Below are 17,066 nucleotides of genomic sequence, written 5' to 3' on the forward strand. Positions count from 1 at the left end.
TCAATTTGTAAATTATCGCACAAAATAACAGATTTTCATGAAAACCGACAATTGCCGACAAAAAAATACCCGGACATATCTGCCCGGGTATATAGCAAGCATATACTTTTATATATTATTTGAAGTATCTGTCATACAGACCCTTGAAGCCGCAGCCGTGTCTTGCTTCGTCCTTAGCCATCTCATGAACTGTATCGTGTACAGCATCATAACCCAGCTCCTTAGCCTTTCTTGCCAGCTTCATCTTGCCTTCGCAGGCACCGTTCTCAGCCATATATCTCATTTCCAGATTCTTCTTGGTGGAAGGTGTAACTACCTCGCCCAGCAGCTCTGCAAACTTAGCAGCGTGCTCAGCCTCCTCCCATGCAGCCTTTTCATAGTAAAGACCTACCTCGGGATAACCTTCTCTGTATGCAACTCTTGCCATAGCAAGATACATACCTACCTCAGAACATTCACCGTTGAAATTCTCTTTAAGACCTGCTACGATCTCAGGATCAAGACCCTGAGCTATACCAACTCTGTGCTCATCAGCCCATGTAAGCTCTGCAGCCTCCTTCAGTTCATCGAACTTGGAAGCGGGGGCATTACACTGGGGACATTTTTCGGGAGCAGCCTCGCCCTCATAGATATAACCACATATAGTACATACAAACTTTTTCATACGGATGATCCTCCTTATTTTTATATCAGTCCAATTGTTAACGTCAGACAATAGTCTTTATTAAATTATCTCACATTAAGTGCAATTTGTCAAGACTAACTCCCTGAAAATTCCAGAGATTTGTCGGGGTTAATTTATACCATTTTTGTATACTTTGCTGATATAAGATCAGACCGTGTTCAATCAGTATCTATCCCCTTTTTTCGTGTTCACAGAATATTGACAATCCAATATCTTAGTGATATAATATAAGTTAAAGGTTTTTCGGAAACTTAGTAATTTTTGAAAAGAGGTCAATCACCATGCTTACACTCGATAAAGTGTTCGACGCATCAAATGTACTCAAAGAGGTCATCAGACCTACTGCCTGTATCTCTGCTCCTCAGGTAAACCCCAACTGCAACGTTTTTCTGAAAACAGAGAACCTTCAGATAACAGGCTCTTTCAAGGTAAGGGGTGCTTATTACAGGATATCCCAGCTTTCAGATGAGGAAAAGGCACACGGTGTTATCGCGTGCTCTGCAGGCAACCACGCACAGGGCGTTGCGCTGGCGGCTGCAAAGAACGGCATACGTTCCATAATCTGCCTGCCTGACGGTGCACCCATATCCAAGGTTGAGGCTACAAGAAGCTACGGTGCAGAGATATGCCTTGTACCGGGTGTATACGATGACGCTTATGCAGAAGCTATACGTCAGCGCGATGAGTGCGGCTATACTTTCATACACCCCTTTGATGACGAAAATGTTATCGCAGGTCAGGGCACTATAGGTCTTGAGATACTCAATCAGGTGGCTAATGCCAATGTCATCGTTGTGCCTGTCGGCGGCGGCGGACTTATATCGGGTGTGGCTTTTGCTGTAAAACAGCTTAACCCCCGTGTGAAGGTATACGGTGTTCAGGCTGAGGGCGCACCTTCCATGGTGAAATCACTTGCTGAGGACAAGATACTCTGCCTCGACAGCGTACACACTATCGCAGACGGCATACAGGTAAAAGAACCCGGCGAGAACACATTTGAATACTGCAAACAGTACGTTGACGGCATAGTTACCGTTACCGATGACGAGGTAAGCTCGGCTATACTCCACCTTATCGAGAAGCAGAAGCTCATCGCAGAAGGCGCAGGTGCTGTATCTGTTGCGGCTGTTATGTTCAACAAGATACCCGATATCAAGGGCAAGAACGTTGTATGTCTGGTTTCAGGCGGCAATATCGACGTTACAATACTCTCCCGTGTTATCAAGAGAGGTCTGCTGAAGTCCGGCAGATCTGATACACTTACAATACAGCTGGATGACAAGCCCGGTCAGCTGAAGGATGTATCTGCTATCATCGCAGATCTTGGCGCGAATGTTGTATCTATCCACCACGAGAGAGCAAGCGAGGACAGCGACATCACCGAATGCCTGCTAAGACTCGTTCTCGAAACAAGGGATTACAACCATATCCGCGATATCCGTGCAGCACTTACTGCTAAGGGCTTCAAGATAGTAAACAAGTAATGAAGCTTACCGACTGCCCAAAGCCGCATCTGTACAGGGGAACAGTGCTAAGGTTTATCGGCACATACCCTTTTGACAAAGAGTATGTTGACTTTATGATATGCGAATACCATTCAGCCAAAGAAGATCGCTGTCCTCTTGCGCTGTACTGTGTATCGGGCTACCATGCAGGCTACCTTGAATATGTATTCCCGAAAGAAGCGCAGGCAGAGGATGCAGTTGCCATAAGCACCGAATGGCTGAAAGAAAGCTGGCAGACAAAGGTCTATGACGGCTGTACTGCCAATAAGGTGACAGTTATAGGGTAAGCAGAAAGGCACAAACGCAAATATTATGAGTGCAGAAAACGAAAAGGATAACGACTGGGGCAAATCCGCGGCAGCAGTCGTCATAAAGGACGGCAAGGTTCTTCTGGTAAGGCACACCTACGGCACAGGCAAAGGTCTGCTGATAATCCCGGGCGGTTATATACGCAAAGGTGAACTTCCCGATACGGCTTGCGAAAGAGAAGTTCTTGAAGAAACAGGAGTTACCGTAAAGGCTGAAAATCTCATAGGCGTAAGGTTCAGCGACAAGGACTGGTACAGCGTGTTCACCGCAAGCTATATAAGCGGCGAGGCTCGTTCCGATAATGACGAGAACAGCGAAGCTGTATGGATAGACGCTTATGAAGCCACAGAAAGGGATGATGTCCCTGACCTGACCAAGTCAATGATACGGAGCGCCTTGAAAGAAACAGGTTTTGTTCAGACAAACTTCGTATCACGTAACAAGGACAGGATACAGAGGCTATACACTATATAGATATAACACGGCAGGCGCCGTGCTCATAAATAACCATTATCTAAAAGGAGTAATCAATTATGGCAGAGACAGTTTATACCAAAACAGCACCCGATGCGATCGGACCTTACTCACAGGCAAAGGTAGTAGGCGGACTTGTATTCACATCGGGACAGATAGCAATAAACCCTGCAACAGGCAACGTTGAAGCAGCAACCATCGAGGAGCAGACACATCAGGTGTGCAAGAACCTCAGCGAGGTACTGAAGGCTGCAGGCACTTCGATAGACAAGGCTGTAAAGACAGTATGCTTCCTGAAGAACATGAGCGATTTCGCAGCATTCAACGGTGTATACGGTGAGTACTTCACCTCCAAGCCCGCTCGTTCCTGCGTAGCGGTAAAGGAACTCCCCAAGGATGTTCTTGTTGAAGTTGAGGTAATAGCAGAGGTATAAAGCTACCGAACTACCCACACAGCCGCCCGATAAAGGCGGCTGATTTTTAAAATGATACGGAGGTAAATGCTATGAAAAAGGTAACAGCGATCGCTGCAGCGATAGTACTTTCTGCAGGTCTTGCAGTTGCGATAATCCCCTCTTTCGGTGCACTGGCAGAAGGTGATGATGTGATCGAGCTGCCTATCCTCCCCATCGGAAACAGCTCCGCTGCCGATGATACGAGCAGAACAGATATACCTGACAGCTCATCACCAAACAATGAATGCTCTGAGATATCGACTCCCGAAAGTCATCCGTACGATGACGGCGGATCGGGAAATGATAATCTCGCTGATTCGATATTTGATTCCGAGATCGACGATAAAAAAGAACCCGTAAAGGGTGATCTGAACGGAGACAGGATCGTAAATGTAACCGACCTTTCCAGGCTTGCAGCGTATATAAAGGGAAAAAAGGATCTTCCCTTCCCCGATGCAGCAGATATCAACAACAGCGGAAAGATCGATGTTACCGATCTTTCAAAGCTTGCAGCACATATCAAGGGCAAGAAGTTTTTAGGTTAAATTTGCTTAACAAATTTTCCGATAATTATTGACATATTTTATCAGTAAATATGCTATAATTTTTTTAGTGGAGTGTTTCTCCCCCGTTTTCGGACGGGGGATTATATTTGCGCATTTTTTAGGGGGTAATGATTTGAAGGCATACGAGATACTCATGGATCTCTCGCTTATAATGATAAGCGCTAAATTAATGGGGCTGTTTGCAAGAAAAATTAAGGCACCAATGGTAGTCGGTGAGATAATCGCAGGCGTCATCATAGGGCCGTGTGTGCTGAACATATTGCAGCCGTCAGAATACCTGAGCATTTTCTCAGAGATAGGTGTAATACTTATAATGTTCTCGGCAGGTCTGGAAACGAATCTGCAGGAACTGAAAAAATCAGGGCTAATAGCCTGCATCATCGCCTGTGTGGGCGTATTCGTCCCGCTGATATGTGGAGCGGCGCTGTATACGGCGTTCTACGGCTTTGACGGTTTCGGGAGCGAAAAATTTTTCAAGGCGCTTTTCATCGGCTGTATAATGACAGCAACATCTGTGGGCATAACCGTTGAAGCCCTCAAGGAAATGGGTGTGCTGAAAGGCCGTGTCGGACAGACAATACTTTCGGCTGCCATAATTGACGATATCATCGGCATAGTAGTGCTTACCTTCGTACTGAGTATGAAGGACCCGTCCAGCAAGATGAGTGTGGTCACACTGAAGGTAGTGGGATTCCTGGCAGCATCATTCGTCCTCGGTTTTGTGATATACAAGGTGTTCAAGTACATAGATGACAAGCACCCCCATACAAGGCGAATACCCATTATCGCGCTGAGCCTGTGCTTTATACTGGCTTATGTGGCAGAGGAATTCTTCGGCATAGCAGATATCACAGGTGCATACATCGCAGGAATAATACTCTGCAACGTTCGTGATGCGGAGTACATCGACCGCAAGGTGAACGTGAACGGATATATGTTCTTCGCGCCGATATTCTTTGTTTGTATCGGATTGAAGACCAGCTTCAAGGGTATGAACAGTGAGATAATAATATTCTCACTTGCATTCGTTGCAGTGGCTATGCTTTCAAAGCTTGTGGGCTGCGGACTTATATCGAAGTGCTTTAAGTTCAGGAATATAGACTGCATAAAGATCGGCGCAGGCATGATGACCCGAGGCGAGGTAGCGCTGATAATCACAAATAAGGGACTCAGTATGGGTGTTATCCCCGCAGACTATTCCACTGCGGTGATACTGCTGATAATCGTAAGCAGCATCGTCACACCCGTATTCCTGAAATTCCTTTACTCAAAGGCACCGGACACCGCACCGACAGCAGAATAAAAACGATAATATATGATCAAAAGAGGGACAGCACACTTAACTGTCCCTCTTTTTAGTATCATATCAAACAAAAAAGCGGACAGGTCATTTCCTGTCCGCTTTTATCAAGCCTTACTTGGCATACTCAACTACTCTGCTCTCTCTGATAAGGTTTACCTTGATCTGACCTGGATAGTCCATCTCTGTTTCTATCCTCTTTGCGATCTCCCTTGCGACCAATACCATCTTCTCGTCATTGATCTTTTCGGGCTGGATCATTATCCTTACCTCTCTGCCTGCCTGTATAGCAAAAGATTTCTCTACGCCGTCATAGGAAGTACAGATCTCTTCAAGCTTCTGCAATCTCTTGATATAGTTCTCATAGTTCTCGCTTCTTGCACCCGGTCTTGCCGCGGATATAGCATCTGCCGCCTGTACCAGTGCCGCAACGACTGTCCTTGTTTCAACGTCACCGTGGTGTGCTTCGATAGCGTGTATAACATCAGCGTTCTCTTTGTACTTCTTACATACATCTACGCCGATCTGAACATGAGAGCCTTCTATCTCATAGCTAAGCGCCTTGCCTATATCATGGAGCAGTCCTGCTCTTCTAGCGAGATTTGCATCAACGCCCAGCTCACTTGCCATCATGCCTGCCAGATGTGCTACCTCTATAGAGTGGTTCAGCACGTTCTGACGGTAGCTGGTACGGAATCTCAGGCGACCCAGCAGCTTGATGAGCTCATGGTTAAGACCGTGAACATTGGTCTCGAGTACTGCTCTTTCGCCTTCCTGCTTGATCTTCAGCTCAACCTCGCGCTTTGCCTTCTCTACCATTTCTTCGATACGGGTGGGGTGGATACGACCGTCCTGGATCAGCTTTTCAAGTGCTATCCTTGCGACCTCACGCCTTACCTGATCGAAGCAGGAAATGGTGATAGCCTCGGGTGTATCGTCGATGATAAGGTCAACGCCTGTGAGAGTTTCAATGGTACGGATATTCCTTCCCTCGCGTCCGATTATCCTGCCCTTCATCTCATCATTAGGCAGTGCCACAACGGATACAGCAGTTTCAGATACCTGATCTGCCGCACATCTCGCGATCGCCAGTGAGATATACTGCCTTGCCTTGGCATCACATTCATCCTTGATCTGTGCATCATAGTTCGCTATCTTGACAGCCTTCTCGTGTACCAGATCTCCCTCCAGCTGTGCCAGCAGATATTCCTTAGCCTGTTCAACTGTAAGACCCGATATCTTCTCCAGCATATCCAGCTGTGAATGCTTGATGCGTTCAGCCTCAGCCACCTTCTCGTCGGCGGACTTCAACTTCTTCTGAAGCGTTTCTTCCTTCTTCTCCAGATTGTCCAGCTTTTTGTCGATGCTTTCTTCCTTCTGCTGGATACGCCTTTCCTGTCTGGATACCTCACTTCTTCTTTCCTTCAGCTCTTTTTCAGTTTCCTGGCGGGACTTATGTATTTCGTCCTTTGCTTCCACCAATGCCGATTTTTTCAGGGTCTCCGCGTTTTTCTTCGCTTCCTCCACTATCTTTTCAGCTTCCGCTTCGGCAGAACCTATTGCTGCCTCGGCTGTTTCCTTTCGATAGTCGATACCCTTCTTAAAACAAATGTAGCCACTGATAGCTGCGCCAAGAACAAGAGCCGCTACACAAAGTGCTATTGCCAATCCGACACTCATTGTATAGCATTCCTCCTTCTTGAAAGTACAGAGCCTTTTTCCTTACGGACACCCTTGTATCCATGAAAAAAGCCTCTGCCCGATATTAAATTGTAAAGATACATTTAGCATGAATAGTTTTATGGTAAACCGCCTCCACTGGCTTGCTTCGGCAGACCGATAAAAATTTTAATGCATAATATTATTGTATAACAAATCGCTGAAATTGTCAAGGTGTTTTTTATATATTCTGCCAAAAAAAATTATTTTTTTTGGCAGCCCATAAAAATCCCCCTTGACAAACGGTTTAAAGAGTGCTATGATTATTTTATAATATTATAAATCGATGACGGGGAAGCCGTTTGGCACAAAAAGCGCATCACAGAGAGTATGGCACAAGCTGAAAGCCGTACATCGCAAAGCTTCACGGATACCGCCCCAGAGTGCGTCCAATACACGCCGCAGATCTGCGTTAAAGACTAAATGAGGTACAGTGCCGTGATATCGGTATTGTGCGAATCAGGGTGGAACCACGTTTATTACGTCCCGTGAGAGTGTTATGCTCTCATGGGGCTTTTTATTTTGCCGTCCCGATATGAGGCGGTGTCATTACAGATAAACCGATAAAAGTTAAGGAGAACAAAAAACGATGAACAAAAGATCTTTCGCACTTATCTGCTATTTCGTAAGCATACTTGCCTGCCTGGGTGCCGCGGCAGTATCCTTTCTGGCATTCAGGAACACGATAACCTACACCTTTGGTTTTCTGTTGTTTGTGCCGATATGGATAATTGCCTACTGGTTCCTTGGATTTTTCAACGCACTGGCACGCGAGAAGGACGGCAGAAAGACGAGATTCTTAATAAAAAAATCGCTTACCAGGGGTTTAAGCACAGCCGCTAATATATTAAGCGTACTGCTTTTGTGCTTCTGGGTATACGCTTATATATTCATGGTACTTCCGGCGAGCAGGGCTGACAGCAAGGCGAAAGCCGGCACTCAGCAGGCAGCATCATGGAGCGCGGCAGGCGATAAGATAAACTGAACTTTAAAAATGTGAACGGAGGGATACCATGAAAGTCGGAACACCTGAGGCAAGCGGCTGGGATGCTATCACAGCAGAATTTGAAAGAGTATATCCGGGACAGACCGAACCTTTGCACTATGCCACCATCGTGCCTTTTGAGCTTGGCGGCAACGATCCGCTGAACGGCATAAGCATCTATGACGGCGGTGATTTCTGGCACTTTGTCAGCTACGGACTTACGGAGCTTTATGAAAAGGAGTGCGAGAACAAGGAATGGAGCGGCTACGGTTATGAGCTGACATTCAAGCTGAAAAAGAGCTGCTACGATCCCGACAACGAGGAAAACGAGCTGAAATGTGTTGCGGGGATCCTTCAGCAGATAGCAAGGATAACCTTCAATAGCGGCGAGATATTCCAGAACAACGAATACCTCTACACCGGACAGACTGCAGGTATTGATCATGAGCAGAAGTCTGCGCTTACAGGATTCATCTGCATCAACGACCCCACAGTCAACACACTTGAAACACCAAACGGACGTGTGGAATTCATCGAGCTTATCGGCATGACTGATGCTGAGCTGAAAACTCTCGGCTCACATGACAGCGTGGCTGAGATATACAAGCGTCTTGGCAGCGATGTCACCGATTATAAGAGAAGTTCGTTAGTATAACAGCAAGAACAGCAAAAGTCTGCGGGTGGGCGGGCGGGGCTTACAATGTATGTAAGAAAAGCCATTCGCCCCACGCAGATCTCAGATACTGAAAGGCGGAATAGATATGATAAAGCTAACATTAAAAGACGGCTCTGTTCGTGAGATAGAGTCTGCAATGCCCGCAAGCGAGATAATCAAGGGCATAGGCATGGGTCTTTACAAGGCTGCCTGCGTTGTAAAGATCAACGGTGAGATCAAGGACCTGAGAACAGTCATAGACAGTGACTGCGAGTTTGAGGTACTGACTTTCGATTCAAAGCAGGGCAAGGAGACCTTCTGGCACACTGCTTCACACCTGCTGGCACAGGCAGTAAAGAACCTCTATCCCGATGCTAAGCTGGGCAGAGGTCCTGCAACCGAGAACGGTTTCTACTACGATTTCAAGGTAGAAAAGCCTTTTGCTCCCGCTGATCTGGAAAAGATACAGGCTGAGATGAAAAAGCTTGCCAAGGAAGGTTTCGAGCTTGAAAGATTCGAGCTTTCCCGTGATGAGGCCGTAAAGCTCATGGAAGAAAAAGGTGAGAATTTCAAAGTAGAGCTGATCGACAAGCACGACAGCAAGGGTGAGAAACTCTCATTCTACAAGCAGGGCGATTTCGTTGACCTGTGTGCAGGCCCCCACATCATGAGCGTTGCACCGATCAAGGCAATCAAGCTTACACAGTGTACAGGCGCATACTGGGGCAAGGCTGAGGACGGCATACAGATGTCACGTATCTACGGAACTGCATACCCCAAGGCTTCCATGCTGGAAGAGCACCTGAAGCAGATGGAAGAAGCTAAGCTTCGTGACCACAACAAGCTGGGACGTGAGCTGGAATACTTCACAACAGTTGATTACATCGGTCAGGGTCTGCCTATCCTGCTGCCCAAGGGCGCTAAGGTTATACAGACTCTCCAGAGATGGATAGAGGACGAAGAGTACAAGCGCGGCTATCAGCTGACAAAAACTCCTTTCATGTCCAAGAGAGAGCTTTACAAGATCTCGGGTCACTGGGATCATTACAGAGACGGTATGTTCATACTGGGCGACCCCGATGACGAGACAAAGGAATGCTTTGCACTCCGTCCTATGACTTGTCCTTTCCAGTATCAGGTATTCCTGAACAGAAAGCGTTCTTACAGAGATCTGCCTATGAGACTGGGCGAGACTTCCACACTGTTCCGTAACGAGGACAGCGGTGAGATGCACGGTCTTATCAGAGTTAGACAGTTCACTATCTCCGAGGGTCATCTGATACTCCGCCCCGAACAGCTGGAAGAAGAATTCAAGGGCTGTCTTGATCTTGCAAAGTACTGTCTTGAAACTATCGGTCTTGCAGAGGATGTAAGCTACCGTTTCAGCCAGTGGGATCCCGCTAACCCCAACAACAAGTACGAGGGTACTGCTGAACAGTGGGAAGAAGCACAGGGCGCTATGAAGAAAATACTGGACGATATCGGTCTTGATTACGAAATAGGCATAGATGAAGCTGCATTCTACGGTCCTAAGCTGGATATCCAGATCAAGAACGTATTCGGCAAGGAAGATACACTTATCACAATACAGATAGATATGCAGATCGCCAAGAAGTTCGGCATGGAGTATGTTGACAAGGACGGCAAGATGAAGATGCCTTACATCATCCACAGAACTTCTGTTGGCTGCTACGAGAGAACTCTCGCACTGCTGATAGAGAAGTACGCAGGCGTACTTCCCCTGTGGCTTGCACCCGAGCAGGTGCGTATACTGCCCATCAAGCCCGAGCATAACGACTACGCTTACGATCTTGCAGAAGAGATGCGTGACCTCGGCATGAGAGTTGAAGTCGATGCAGAAGATGACAACATCGGTCCCAAGATCAAGCAGGCAAGATTTGACAGAGTTCCTTATATGTTCATCATCGGTGATAACGAAGTTAAGGACGGCACAGTAACTGTACGTTCAAGAAAAGAGGGCGAGCTTCCCGCTATGCCCGCAGCTGATGCTATCGCCAAGCTGAAGGAAGAGATCGACACCAAGGCAAAATAATACTGAGATACAGATGCGCTCACGGAGATTATCCGCGGGCGCATTTTTTATTACAGATCTGCTTGTCGGATATTGTTAAGACAGGATACTTCGCGGGCGGGTGGGAGGGGCGTGCATTCCCCGGAGAAAACAGCGGCTCTCTGCGCAGGAACAACATACCGAAACACCACGCAGATGAAAGCTCGCCATGATAAAAAACGGTATTGCAATTCGCGGCAGAATATAGTATAATATGTATACCACGAAACAGACAGGAGGTCAACACTATGAACGGATCATTAAAGCAGGATCTTTCGCAGCAGGCAGAATTTGCAAATATGCTTATGATACATCTGCTGTTTGAGGAAAAGCCACAGCTCCTAGACCACGGTATCGTCAGACAGGCTGCTGAGGATACATTCGGTGACATCGAAGACGTAAGCAACGATAATAAGCTTCTTACCTTTGCAGTCAAGAAGTATACTGCACATTTTCAAGACGGCGATATCCCCCCGTTGGTACTGCTGGCTCAGGGCATCGACTTTGACAGCGGAAATATCAGCGAGCTGGAGCGTTCCCAGTTCTGGGATATGAAGAACGGCGAAGAAGTCATTGACCGCTGCAAATACAGTGTGATGATCTCCGACATGATGAGCGGCGCAGCCATGGACTACAAAGAAAGATGTGAAATGGTCATGGACTGGCTGGAATGCATACTGGATCTCTATCCCTCATGCAAAGCTGTATGGACACCCACAGGCAGCAAGCTGATAGATCCCGATTCGCTAAAGCATCTGAATCTTCCGAGGGATCAGAGATTTATATATACCTGTGTCAATGCAAGATTTTTCAACGTCGAAGGTTCAAGCGGCGAGTATGTTGTAGATACTCTTGGTATGTACGCAATAGGTCTGCCTGATACACAGCTGCATTTCAAAGTTCTTGAACCCGGCACTGTTACGAACTATGCCTACAATATATGCATATACAACTACGATGAAAATGCCCCAATAGCAAGCGGTGAGACCATCGACGGACTTGACAGCAAAGGCAATTTCAGCCGCAATGAACAGTGGACGTGCCAATACGAGAACGCACTCATCCAGCCCGCAAGAACAGTACTTGATATCGCTGCCGCAGGATATGCCGCCGGCAGAAGATGATACAGGGATGATCTATTAAAATATGAAAAAGCGCGTATCCGCAGGCTTAAACGTTTGCGGATATTTTTATGCCCTTTCATTTGTGCATATTGACGAAAAGAATGTTGAAAACCTCTTTTTCAATTGGGGATATGGGTTGATTAACTTATGTTTGATCTGATTTAGCGTGTATTTTTACGAAAAAATTGCACAGGCAGCCGATTGTAATAATTAATCTGTTTAACTAAATGTTCTGTAACCATTTTTTAGTTTTTCACTTTCCATGTACATTTCAGTCGTACTGCGATTTTTACATCAGCACAGCAACTTGATAAAGTATCCGTATTTTGTATGAACTTTTTGGGAATTCTATTGACGTGCACCAGTTATTGTGGTACAATAAGAGCATAGGAAGTATCATACATACTTTCATCGGATCAAAAATTGTAATTATTTTGTCATCAAGACAATATCTGCCAACTAAATATCCGTATTTTTTTCACAATAAACACCCACATATAGTGGGTAAAAATCATTAACATAAAATTTACAAGTTACAGAAAAATTACAATCATCCGCCAAAAAGTTACAAGATACGCTGTTATGTAACAAGTTTGTACCCCCGAGTACAATAAAATTCCCTGCTTCTCTGAGAATTCGGAAAAAATACCAATTGCATTTTTTTTCATTATACTGTATAATAGTCATAGTGGTAAAAAGTGCGATTTGGTGTCAAAAGTTTACCAAGTCGCGGCAAATATGTCCGTGAGGGGGTGAGCGCTTGGCTTTAAAGACCTTGATGGGAACGTTTAATCAGAGCATGGATGTCAAGGGACGCATGAGCTTCCCCGTGAAGTTCCGTGAGATCATAGGTGAGCGCTTCATCGTTACACGCGGCATAGACCATTGTCTGCTGGTGTTCTCCCCGGAGGATTTCGACAGACTAAACGAAAAATTCCGTGAGATGCCGCTGGCATCGGGACGGGATATCATAAGGTTCTTCACAGGCAGCGCCGTCGAAGCCGAAGCGGACAAGCAGGGCAGGATACTCATACCTCAGCCGCTGAGAGACTGGGCGGGGCTCGAAAAGGATGTAATAGTGATGGGACTTACCGACCGCTGCGAGATCTGGGACAGATGCAGATGGGAGGAGCGCAGTGCAAAGCTGGATGACGAAGTGCTGCTGGCAGCTCTTGAAGGAGTTGGGATATAATGGAATTCAAACACATCCCTGTTTTGCTGAACGAATGCATCGAGGGACTTGATATAAAGCCCGACGGTATCTACTGTGACGGTACGGCGGGCGGTGCGGGTCATTCCCGCGAGATAGCAAAAAGGCTGACCACAGGCAGACTCATCTCGGTAGACAGAGATCCCGAGGCTGTGGCTGTAGCAACGGAAAGATTGTCGGGACTTCCTGCAACAGTAGTCCGGGGGAATTATTCCGAGCTTGATGAGATATTCGCAAGGCTCGGTATAGAAGGCGCCGACGGCATACTCATGGATCTGGGAGTATCCTCCTATCAGCTTGATAACGCTGAAAGAGGTTTTTCCTACCATACGGATGCTCCGCTGGATATGAGGATGAGCAGCGAAGGACTTTCCGCCCGAGATGTAGTCAACAGCTACGATGAACGTACACTGGCACGGATAATATTTGAGTACGGTGATGAGAAATTCTCCCGTAACATCGCAAAAAAAATAGTTCAGGTCAGGGAGGACAAGCCCATAGAGACCACGCTGGAGCTTGCCGAGGTAATAAAATCGGCTGTTCCGCAGAAGGTCAGGAGAGAGAAAAATCCCTGCAAAAAAACTTTTCAGGCGATACGCATAGAGGTCAATGCAGAGCTGGAACATCTCAGCATAGCGCTGGATAAGGCATTTGACCTGCTTAACGCAGGCGGTAGATTGTGTATAATCACTTTCCATTCGCTGGAGGACAGGCTCGTAAAACAGAGATTCAAGAGCTTTTGTCAGGGCTGTATATGTCCGCCCGATTTCCCCGTGTGCGTATGCGGAAGAACTCCGCGCGGCAAACTGATAACCAGAAAGCCCATTGAACCATCCGACAGCGAAAATGAAGAGAACAAACGCGCTCACAGCGCAAAGCTGAGGATAATAGAAAAGATAAAGAACGACCCGCAGTGACGGGATATAAAGAGATAATACAAAAGACAGAGGACAGACAAAAGATAAGCTTGTGTAAAAATTTTCTGTGCGCTTTTGGGGCGCGTATAGAGGTGTATCAATAATGACAAAATATAATGACCACAGCAACCTTGCTCATGAGCTCGAACTGCCTTATGATAACAATGCCGACCGCGACGCTGCGGCTGAACGCGAGGGCAGAAAAAACGGAGCACGCGCTGTTCCTGCAATGAGTTTCGGATCCAAGCTCGCATGGGCTGTTCTTATCATAGTTGCTATCTCCATGATGGGCAGCCTTATCTACGGTAAGGTGGAAATATCCAGACTTTACAGCGAAAGGGCAGGTCTTGAAAAACAGCTCGATCAGCTTCAGAACGAGAATATCAGTATGCAGTCCGAGATCGCTGAAAGAATGAATATGACCAAGGTAGAAGAATATGCACGAAACGATCTGGGTCTGCATAAGCTGGATAAATCCCAGATAGAGTATATCGAGGTAGAAACACCTTCTGTAGCCGAGGTAAAGACAAACGACAAGGAAGATGTATTCATGCGATTCAAACACTGGTTTGATCGTGCATCGGAATATGTAAGTCACTAAATCATATATTGTATAAGAAAGTTAAGCACAGATAATTGTACTTAGCTTTCTTGTTCTATTTTTAAATAAGTCTATCCCGCCGTTTTCGGGATAAAGCATTTATCGGGACGGAGGTTATGTAATGACCGATAAACCAAGTCTTAAAATGAAAACCAGGCTGACTATATGGCTTTGCCTGCCTGTACTGCTCCTGCTGATATACATGATATGGGGCATATGGAAGGTATCCATAAAGGAAGGTCAAAAATGGAAGGATCTGGCTAATTCTCAACAGCTGAAATCCACAGTAGTAACAGCGTCAAGAGGTTCAATGTACGATGCCAAGGGCAACGTGCTCGCCCAGAGCGCTACGGTATTCAGGATATACGTTGATCCCATAATGCTGCGCCAGCAGTGCGATGCGAGGGATAAACGTATTGAAGAACTGAAAGCCGCTATCAAGGAAGAGGATAACGCGGACAAGGTGCTCAAATACAACGAAGAGCTCAAGACCGCCAAAACAAGCGAAGAGACCTTCAATGAACTGGCTGATTTCCTTGCGCTGAAACTCCAGCTGGAAACAGGCGAGGTGAAAAGCAAGCTGGGCGATGTTACCAGCCAGTACGTCATTCTTGCTGATGATGTTGAGAAGACACTTCGCGATGAGATAGATTCCAAGCTTACAGAGCTTAAAATAGACGGTGTAAGAGGCGAGCCGCAGACCAGACGCGTTTACCCCCAGGAATCACTGGCTGCCCATGTGCTGGGATATACCGATTTCGAGGATAACGGTATCTACGGTCTTGAAGCTTATTACGATGACTACCTCAAAGGCGTTGACGGAAGAGTGATCACCGCAAAGGACAAGGACGGAAACGATATCCCCTACCGCTATAAGCAGAGCTATGATGTTCAGGACGGCAACGACCTCAACCTGAATATAGATATAAATATACAGTATATGCTGGAAAAGGGTCTGCGTAAGGCTTATGAGGAGAACCTCCCCACCGACAGAGTCTGCGGTATAATAATGAACCCCAAGACAGGTCAGGTTTACGCAGAGGCTACGTGCTTCAGCTATGACCCCAATGAACCCTCGCTGATATCCGATAAGCAGGTGTCCGAAAGACTTGCAGGACTGAAGGGTAAAGCCGAATACGATACCGAAAGACAGAACGCATGGAGCCTGCAGTGGAAAGACAAATGCGTTTCCGAGCTGTACTTCCCTGGCTCTGTATTCAAGATAATCACAGGTGCATCGGCGCTGGAAGAAAAGGCGATATCACTGGATGATACATTCACCTGCGGCGGCCATATAACCGTAGAGGACAGAGATATCTCCTGCTGGACCACCGGTGACCACGGCACACAGAATCTGGCAGCGGCTATGGCAAATTCCTGTAACCCTGCATTCGTGCAGATAGGTCTTAAACTTGGCGCTGATAACTTTGTAAAATACTTCGACGGTTTCGGATATAATGAGCTTACAGGCATCGACCTGCCCGGCGAGGTAAATTCTTACAATATACATTTTCTTAACTGGCTGGGTCCCGTTGAACTGGCGACCTCAGCTTTCGGACAGACCAACAAGGTAACTCCGATACAGATGATAACAGCCGTTTCCGCAGCAGTAAACGGCGGCTATGTGCTTACACCGAGAGTTGTCAGCAGCATAACCGACCAGAACGGAAACGTGGTAAAAAGAAATGATAAGGAAGTAAAAAGACAGATAATCTCCGAGGAGACCTCGGCTGCCATGAGAGATATACTCAAAGGCGTCGTTGAAACAAACAAGAGCTCAAACTGCTATATCCCAGGTTACAGCATAGGCGGTAAATCTGGTACTTCGCAGAAGCTGGACGAAAACGCAAAGGGTGATACCTACGTTGGTTCCTACTGTGCATTCGCTCCCGCTGAGGATCCCGAGATCATCATGCTGGTGCTGGTAGACCACCCTACAGGCGAGCAGTTCTACGGAAGTATGGTGGCTGCACCTATCTGTCAGGAGGTCCTCAGTGAGGTCCTGCCCTATATGGGTATGTTCCCGAATTATACCGATGAGGAGCTCCAGTCCATCTCAATCAATGTTCCCAACGTTCAGTATTATACCGTTGAGGAAGCTCAGAAGACACTTGAAGAACTGGGCTTCGTAGTCAAGATCAAGGGCGAGGGCGATACCGTCCTAAGACAGATGCCCGCAGGCGTAAAGATCGAACACGGCGGTTCCGTGGTGCTGTATACAGACCAGAGGACTGAGATCGAAAAGGTCACTGTTCCCAATATACAGGGTCTTACCAGAGAACAGGCAAAGGCAACACTTGAAATGTACGGTCTGAACCTTATAGCAGAAGGCTCTGCAGCAGCGGAAGAAGTAAGCTTTGCTATGGGTGACCAGACCTATGAACCCGGTACCAGCGTACCTCTCGGCACAGCTGTTACTGTAACATTCACTACCACCGTGGTAGCCTCGCAGTAAGGATATCAACTGCTAATAATGTAAGGGAATGAACT

The 17,066-nt window shown here is 46.7% G+C and carries 16 protein-coding genes; 14 read left to right on the plus strand and 2 right to left on the minus strand.

Features of this window, described 5'->3' with window-relative positions; all coding sequences use genetic code 11:
- Positions 1-115: 115 nt before the first annotated feature.
- On the minus strand, positions 116-664 hold the full coding sequence (locus RUMAL_RS15380) for an NADH peroxidase (protein WP_013499606.1): 549 nt from the start codon (positions 662-664) through the stop codon (positions 116-118).
- A 302-nt stretch (positions 665-966) separates the two neighbouring features.
- Between RUMAL_RS15380 and ilvA the strand changes: the two genes are divergently transcribed.
- The 6 genes from ilvA (at position 967) to RUMAL_RS15410 (ending at position 5,297) form a co-directional block, all read left to right on the plus strand.
- Positions 967-2,169: a threonine ammonia-lyase gene (gene ilvA / locus RUMAL_RS15385; protein WP_013499607.1), complete on the plus strand. Its 1,203-nt coding sequence runs from the start codon at positions 967-969 to the stop codon at positions 2,167-2,169.
- The gene (gene imm45 / locus RUMAL_RS15390) at positions 2,169-2,477 is read left to right on the plus strand and encodes an Imm45 family immunity protein (RefSeq protein ID WP_013499608.1); all 309 of its coding nucleotides are present in this window, start codon (positions 2,169-2,171) and stop codon (positions 2,475-2,477) included. The genes ilvA and imm45 overlap by 1 nt, the downstream gene beginning before the upstream one ends.
- Positions 2,478-2,502: 25 nt before the next feature.
- The gene (locus RUMAL_RS15395) at positions 2,503-2,973 is read left to right on the plus strand and encodes an NUDIX domain-containing protein (protein WP_013499609.1); all 471 of its coding nucleotides are present in this window, start codon (positions 2,503-2,505) and stop codon (positions 2,971-2,973) included.
- Positions 2,974-3,032: 59 nt separating this feature from the next.
- On the plus strand, positions 3,033-3,407 hold the full coding sequence (locus tag RUMAL_RS15400; RefSeq protein WP_013499610.1) for a Rid family detoxifying hydrolase: 375 nt from the start codon (positions 3,033-3,035) through the stop codon (positions 3,405-3,407).
- Between the two features lie 71 nt (positions 3,408-3,478).
- Positions 3,479-3,973: a dockerin type I repeat-containing protein gene (locus RUMAL_RS15405; protein ID WP_013499611.1), complete on the plus strand. Its 495-nt coding sequence runs from the start codon at positions 3,479-3,481 to the stop codon at positions 3,971-3,973.
- A gap of 133 nt (positions 3,974-4,106) precedes the next feature.
- Positions 4,107-5,297, plus strand: coding sequence for a cation:proton antiporter (locus RUMAL_RS15410; protein WP_013499612.1), 1,191 nt, complete (start codon positions 4,107-4,109; stop codon positions 5,295-5,297).
- A 111-nt stretch (positions 5,298-5,408) separates the two neighbouring features.
- Here RUMAL_RS15410 and rny read toward each other — a convergent pair whose 3' ends face one another.
- A complete protein-coding gene (rny, locus tag RUMAL_RS15415; RefSeq protein ID WP_013499613.1) occupies positions 5,409-6,974 on the minus strand; it encodes a ribonuclease Y in 1,566 nt (521 codons plus the stop codon).
- A 628-nt stretch (positions 6,975-7,602) separates the two neighbouring features.
- Between rny and RUMAL_RS15420 the strand changes: the two genes are divergently transcribed.
- From RUMAL_RS15420 to RUMAL_RS15455, 8 genes are all read left to right on the plus strand, one after another.
- Complete coding sequence (locus RUMAL_RS15420) at positions 7,603-7,998, plus strand: hypothetical protein (protein ID WP_013499614.1); 396 nt, start codon at positions 7,603-7,605, stop codon at positions 7,996-7,998.
- Positions 7,999-8,026: 28 nt separating this feature from the next.
- Complete coding sequence (locus RUMAL_RS15425) at positions 8,027-8,653, plus strand: suppressor of fused domain protein (RefSeq protein ID WP_013499615.1); 627 nt, start codon at positions 8,027-8,029, stop codon at positions 8,651-8,653.
- Positions 8,654-8,759: 106 nt separating this feature from the next.
- Positions 8,760-10,706, plus strand: coding sequence for a threonine--tRNA ligase (thrS, locus tag RUMAL_RS15430; protein WP_013499616.1), 1,947 nt, complete (start codon positions 8,760-8,762; stop codon positions 10,704-10,706).
- A gap of 266 nt (positions 10,707-10,972) precedes the next feature.
- Positions 10,973-11,848, plus strand: a complete 876-nt coding sequence (locus RUMAL_RS15435; RefSeq protein WP_013499617.1) for a DUF4261 domain-containing protein — start codon at positions 10,973-10,975, stop codon at positions 11,846-11,848.
- A gap of 760 nt (positions 11,849-12,608) precedes the next feature.
- Positions 12,609-13,040, plus strand: a complete 432-nt coding sequence (gene mraZ / locus RUMAL_RS15440) for a division/cell wall cluster transcriptional repressor MraZ (RefSeq protein WP_013499618.1) — start codon at positions 12,609-12,611, stop codon at positions 13,038-13,040.
- Positions 13,040-13,975: a 16S rRNA (cytosine(1402)-N(4))-methyltransferase RsmH gene (gene rsmH / locus RUMAL_RS15445; RefSeq protein WP_013499619.1), complete on the plus strand. Its 936-nt coding sequence runs from the start codon at positions 13,040-13,042 to the stop codon at positions 13,973-13,975. The genes mraZ and rsmH overlap by 1 nt, the downstream gene beginning before the upstream one ends.
- Positions 13,976-14,078: 103 nt before the next feature.
- Positions 14,079-14,576 carry a septum formation initiator family protein gene (locus RUMAL_RS15450; RefSeq protein WP_013499620.1) on the plus strand — a complete coding sequence of 166 codons (498 nt, stop codon included), beginning with the start codon at positions 14,079-14,081 and terminating at the stop codon, positions 14,574-14,576.
- Positions 14,577-14,697: 121 nt separating this feature from the next.
- Entirely contained in the window at positions 14,698-17,031 is a 2,334-nt protein-coding gene (locus RUMAL_RS15455; protein ID WP_013499621.1) for a penicillin-binding transpeptidase domain-containing protein, read from the plus strand.
- The last annotated feature ends 35 nt before the right edge of the window (positions 17,032-17,066 follow it).

The sequence above is a fragment of the Ruminococcus albus 7 = DSM 20455 genome (assembly GCF_000179635.2).
Lineage (GTDB): Bacteria > Bacillota > Clostridia > Oscillospirales > Ruminococcaceae > Hominimerdicola > Hominimerdicola alba.

Bases quoted from the DNA above. Each gene is read 5' to 3' on its own strand.
- RUMAL_RS15380 (WP_013499606.1), bottom strand. From the start codon at position 664: ATGAAAAAGTTTGTATGTACTATATGTGGTTATATCTATGAGGGCGAG.
- ilvA (WP_013499607.1), top strand. From the start codon at position 967: ATGCTTACACTCGATAAAGTGTTCGACGCATCAAATGTACTCAAAGAG.
- imm45 (WP_013499608.1), top strand. From the start codon at position 2,169: ATGAAGCTTACCGACTGCCCAAAGCCGCATCTGTACAGGGGAACAGTG.
- RUMAL_RS15395 (WP_013499609.1), top strand. From the start codon at position 2,503: ATGAGTGCAGAAAACGAAAAGGATAACGACTGGGGCAAATCCGCGGCA.
- RUMAL_RS15400 (WP_013499610.1), top strand. From the start codon at position 3,033: ATGGCAGAGACAGTTTATACCAAAACAGCACCCGATGCGATCGGACCT.
- RUMAL_RS15405 (WP_013499611.1), top strand. From the start codon at position 3,479: ATGAAAAAGGTAACAGCGATCGCTGCAGCGATAGTACTTTCTGCAGGT.
- rny (WP_013499613.1), bottom strand. From the start codon at position 6,974: ATGAGTGTCGGATTGGCAATAGCACTTTGTGTAGCGGCTCTTGTTCTT.
- RUMAL_RS15420 (WP_013499614.1), top strand. From the start codon at position 7,603: ATGAACAAAAGATCTTTCGCACTTATCTGCTATTTCGTAAGCATACTT.
- RUMAL_RS15425 (WP_013499615.1), top strand. From the start codon at position 8,027: ATGAAAGTCGGAACACCTGAGGCAAGCGGCTGGGATGCTATCACAGCA.
- thrS (WP_013499616.1), top strand. From the start codon at position 8,760: ATGATAAAGCTAACATTAAAAGACGGCTCTGTTCGTGAGATAGAGTCT.
- RUMAL_RS15435 (WP_013499617.1), top strand. From the start codon at position 10,973: ATGAACGGATCATTAAAGCAGGATCTTTCGCAGCAGGCAGAATTTGCA.
- rsmH (WP_013499619.1), top strand. From the start codon at position 13,040: ATGGAATTCAAACACATCCCTGTTTTGCTGAACGAATGCATCGAGGGA.
- RUMAL_RS15450 (WP_013499620.1), top strand. From the start codon at position 14,079: ATGACAAAATATAATGACCACAGCAACCTTGCTCATGAGCTCGAACTG.
- RUMAL_RS15455 (WP_013499621.1), top strand. From the start codon at position 14,698: ATGACCGATAAACCAAGTCTTAAAATGAAAACCAGGCTGACTATATGG.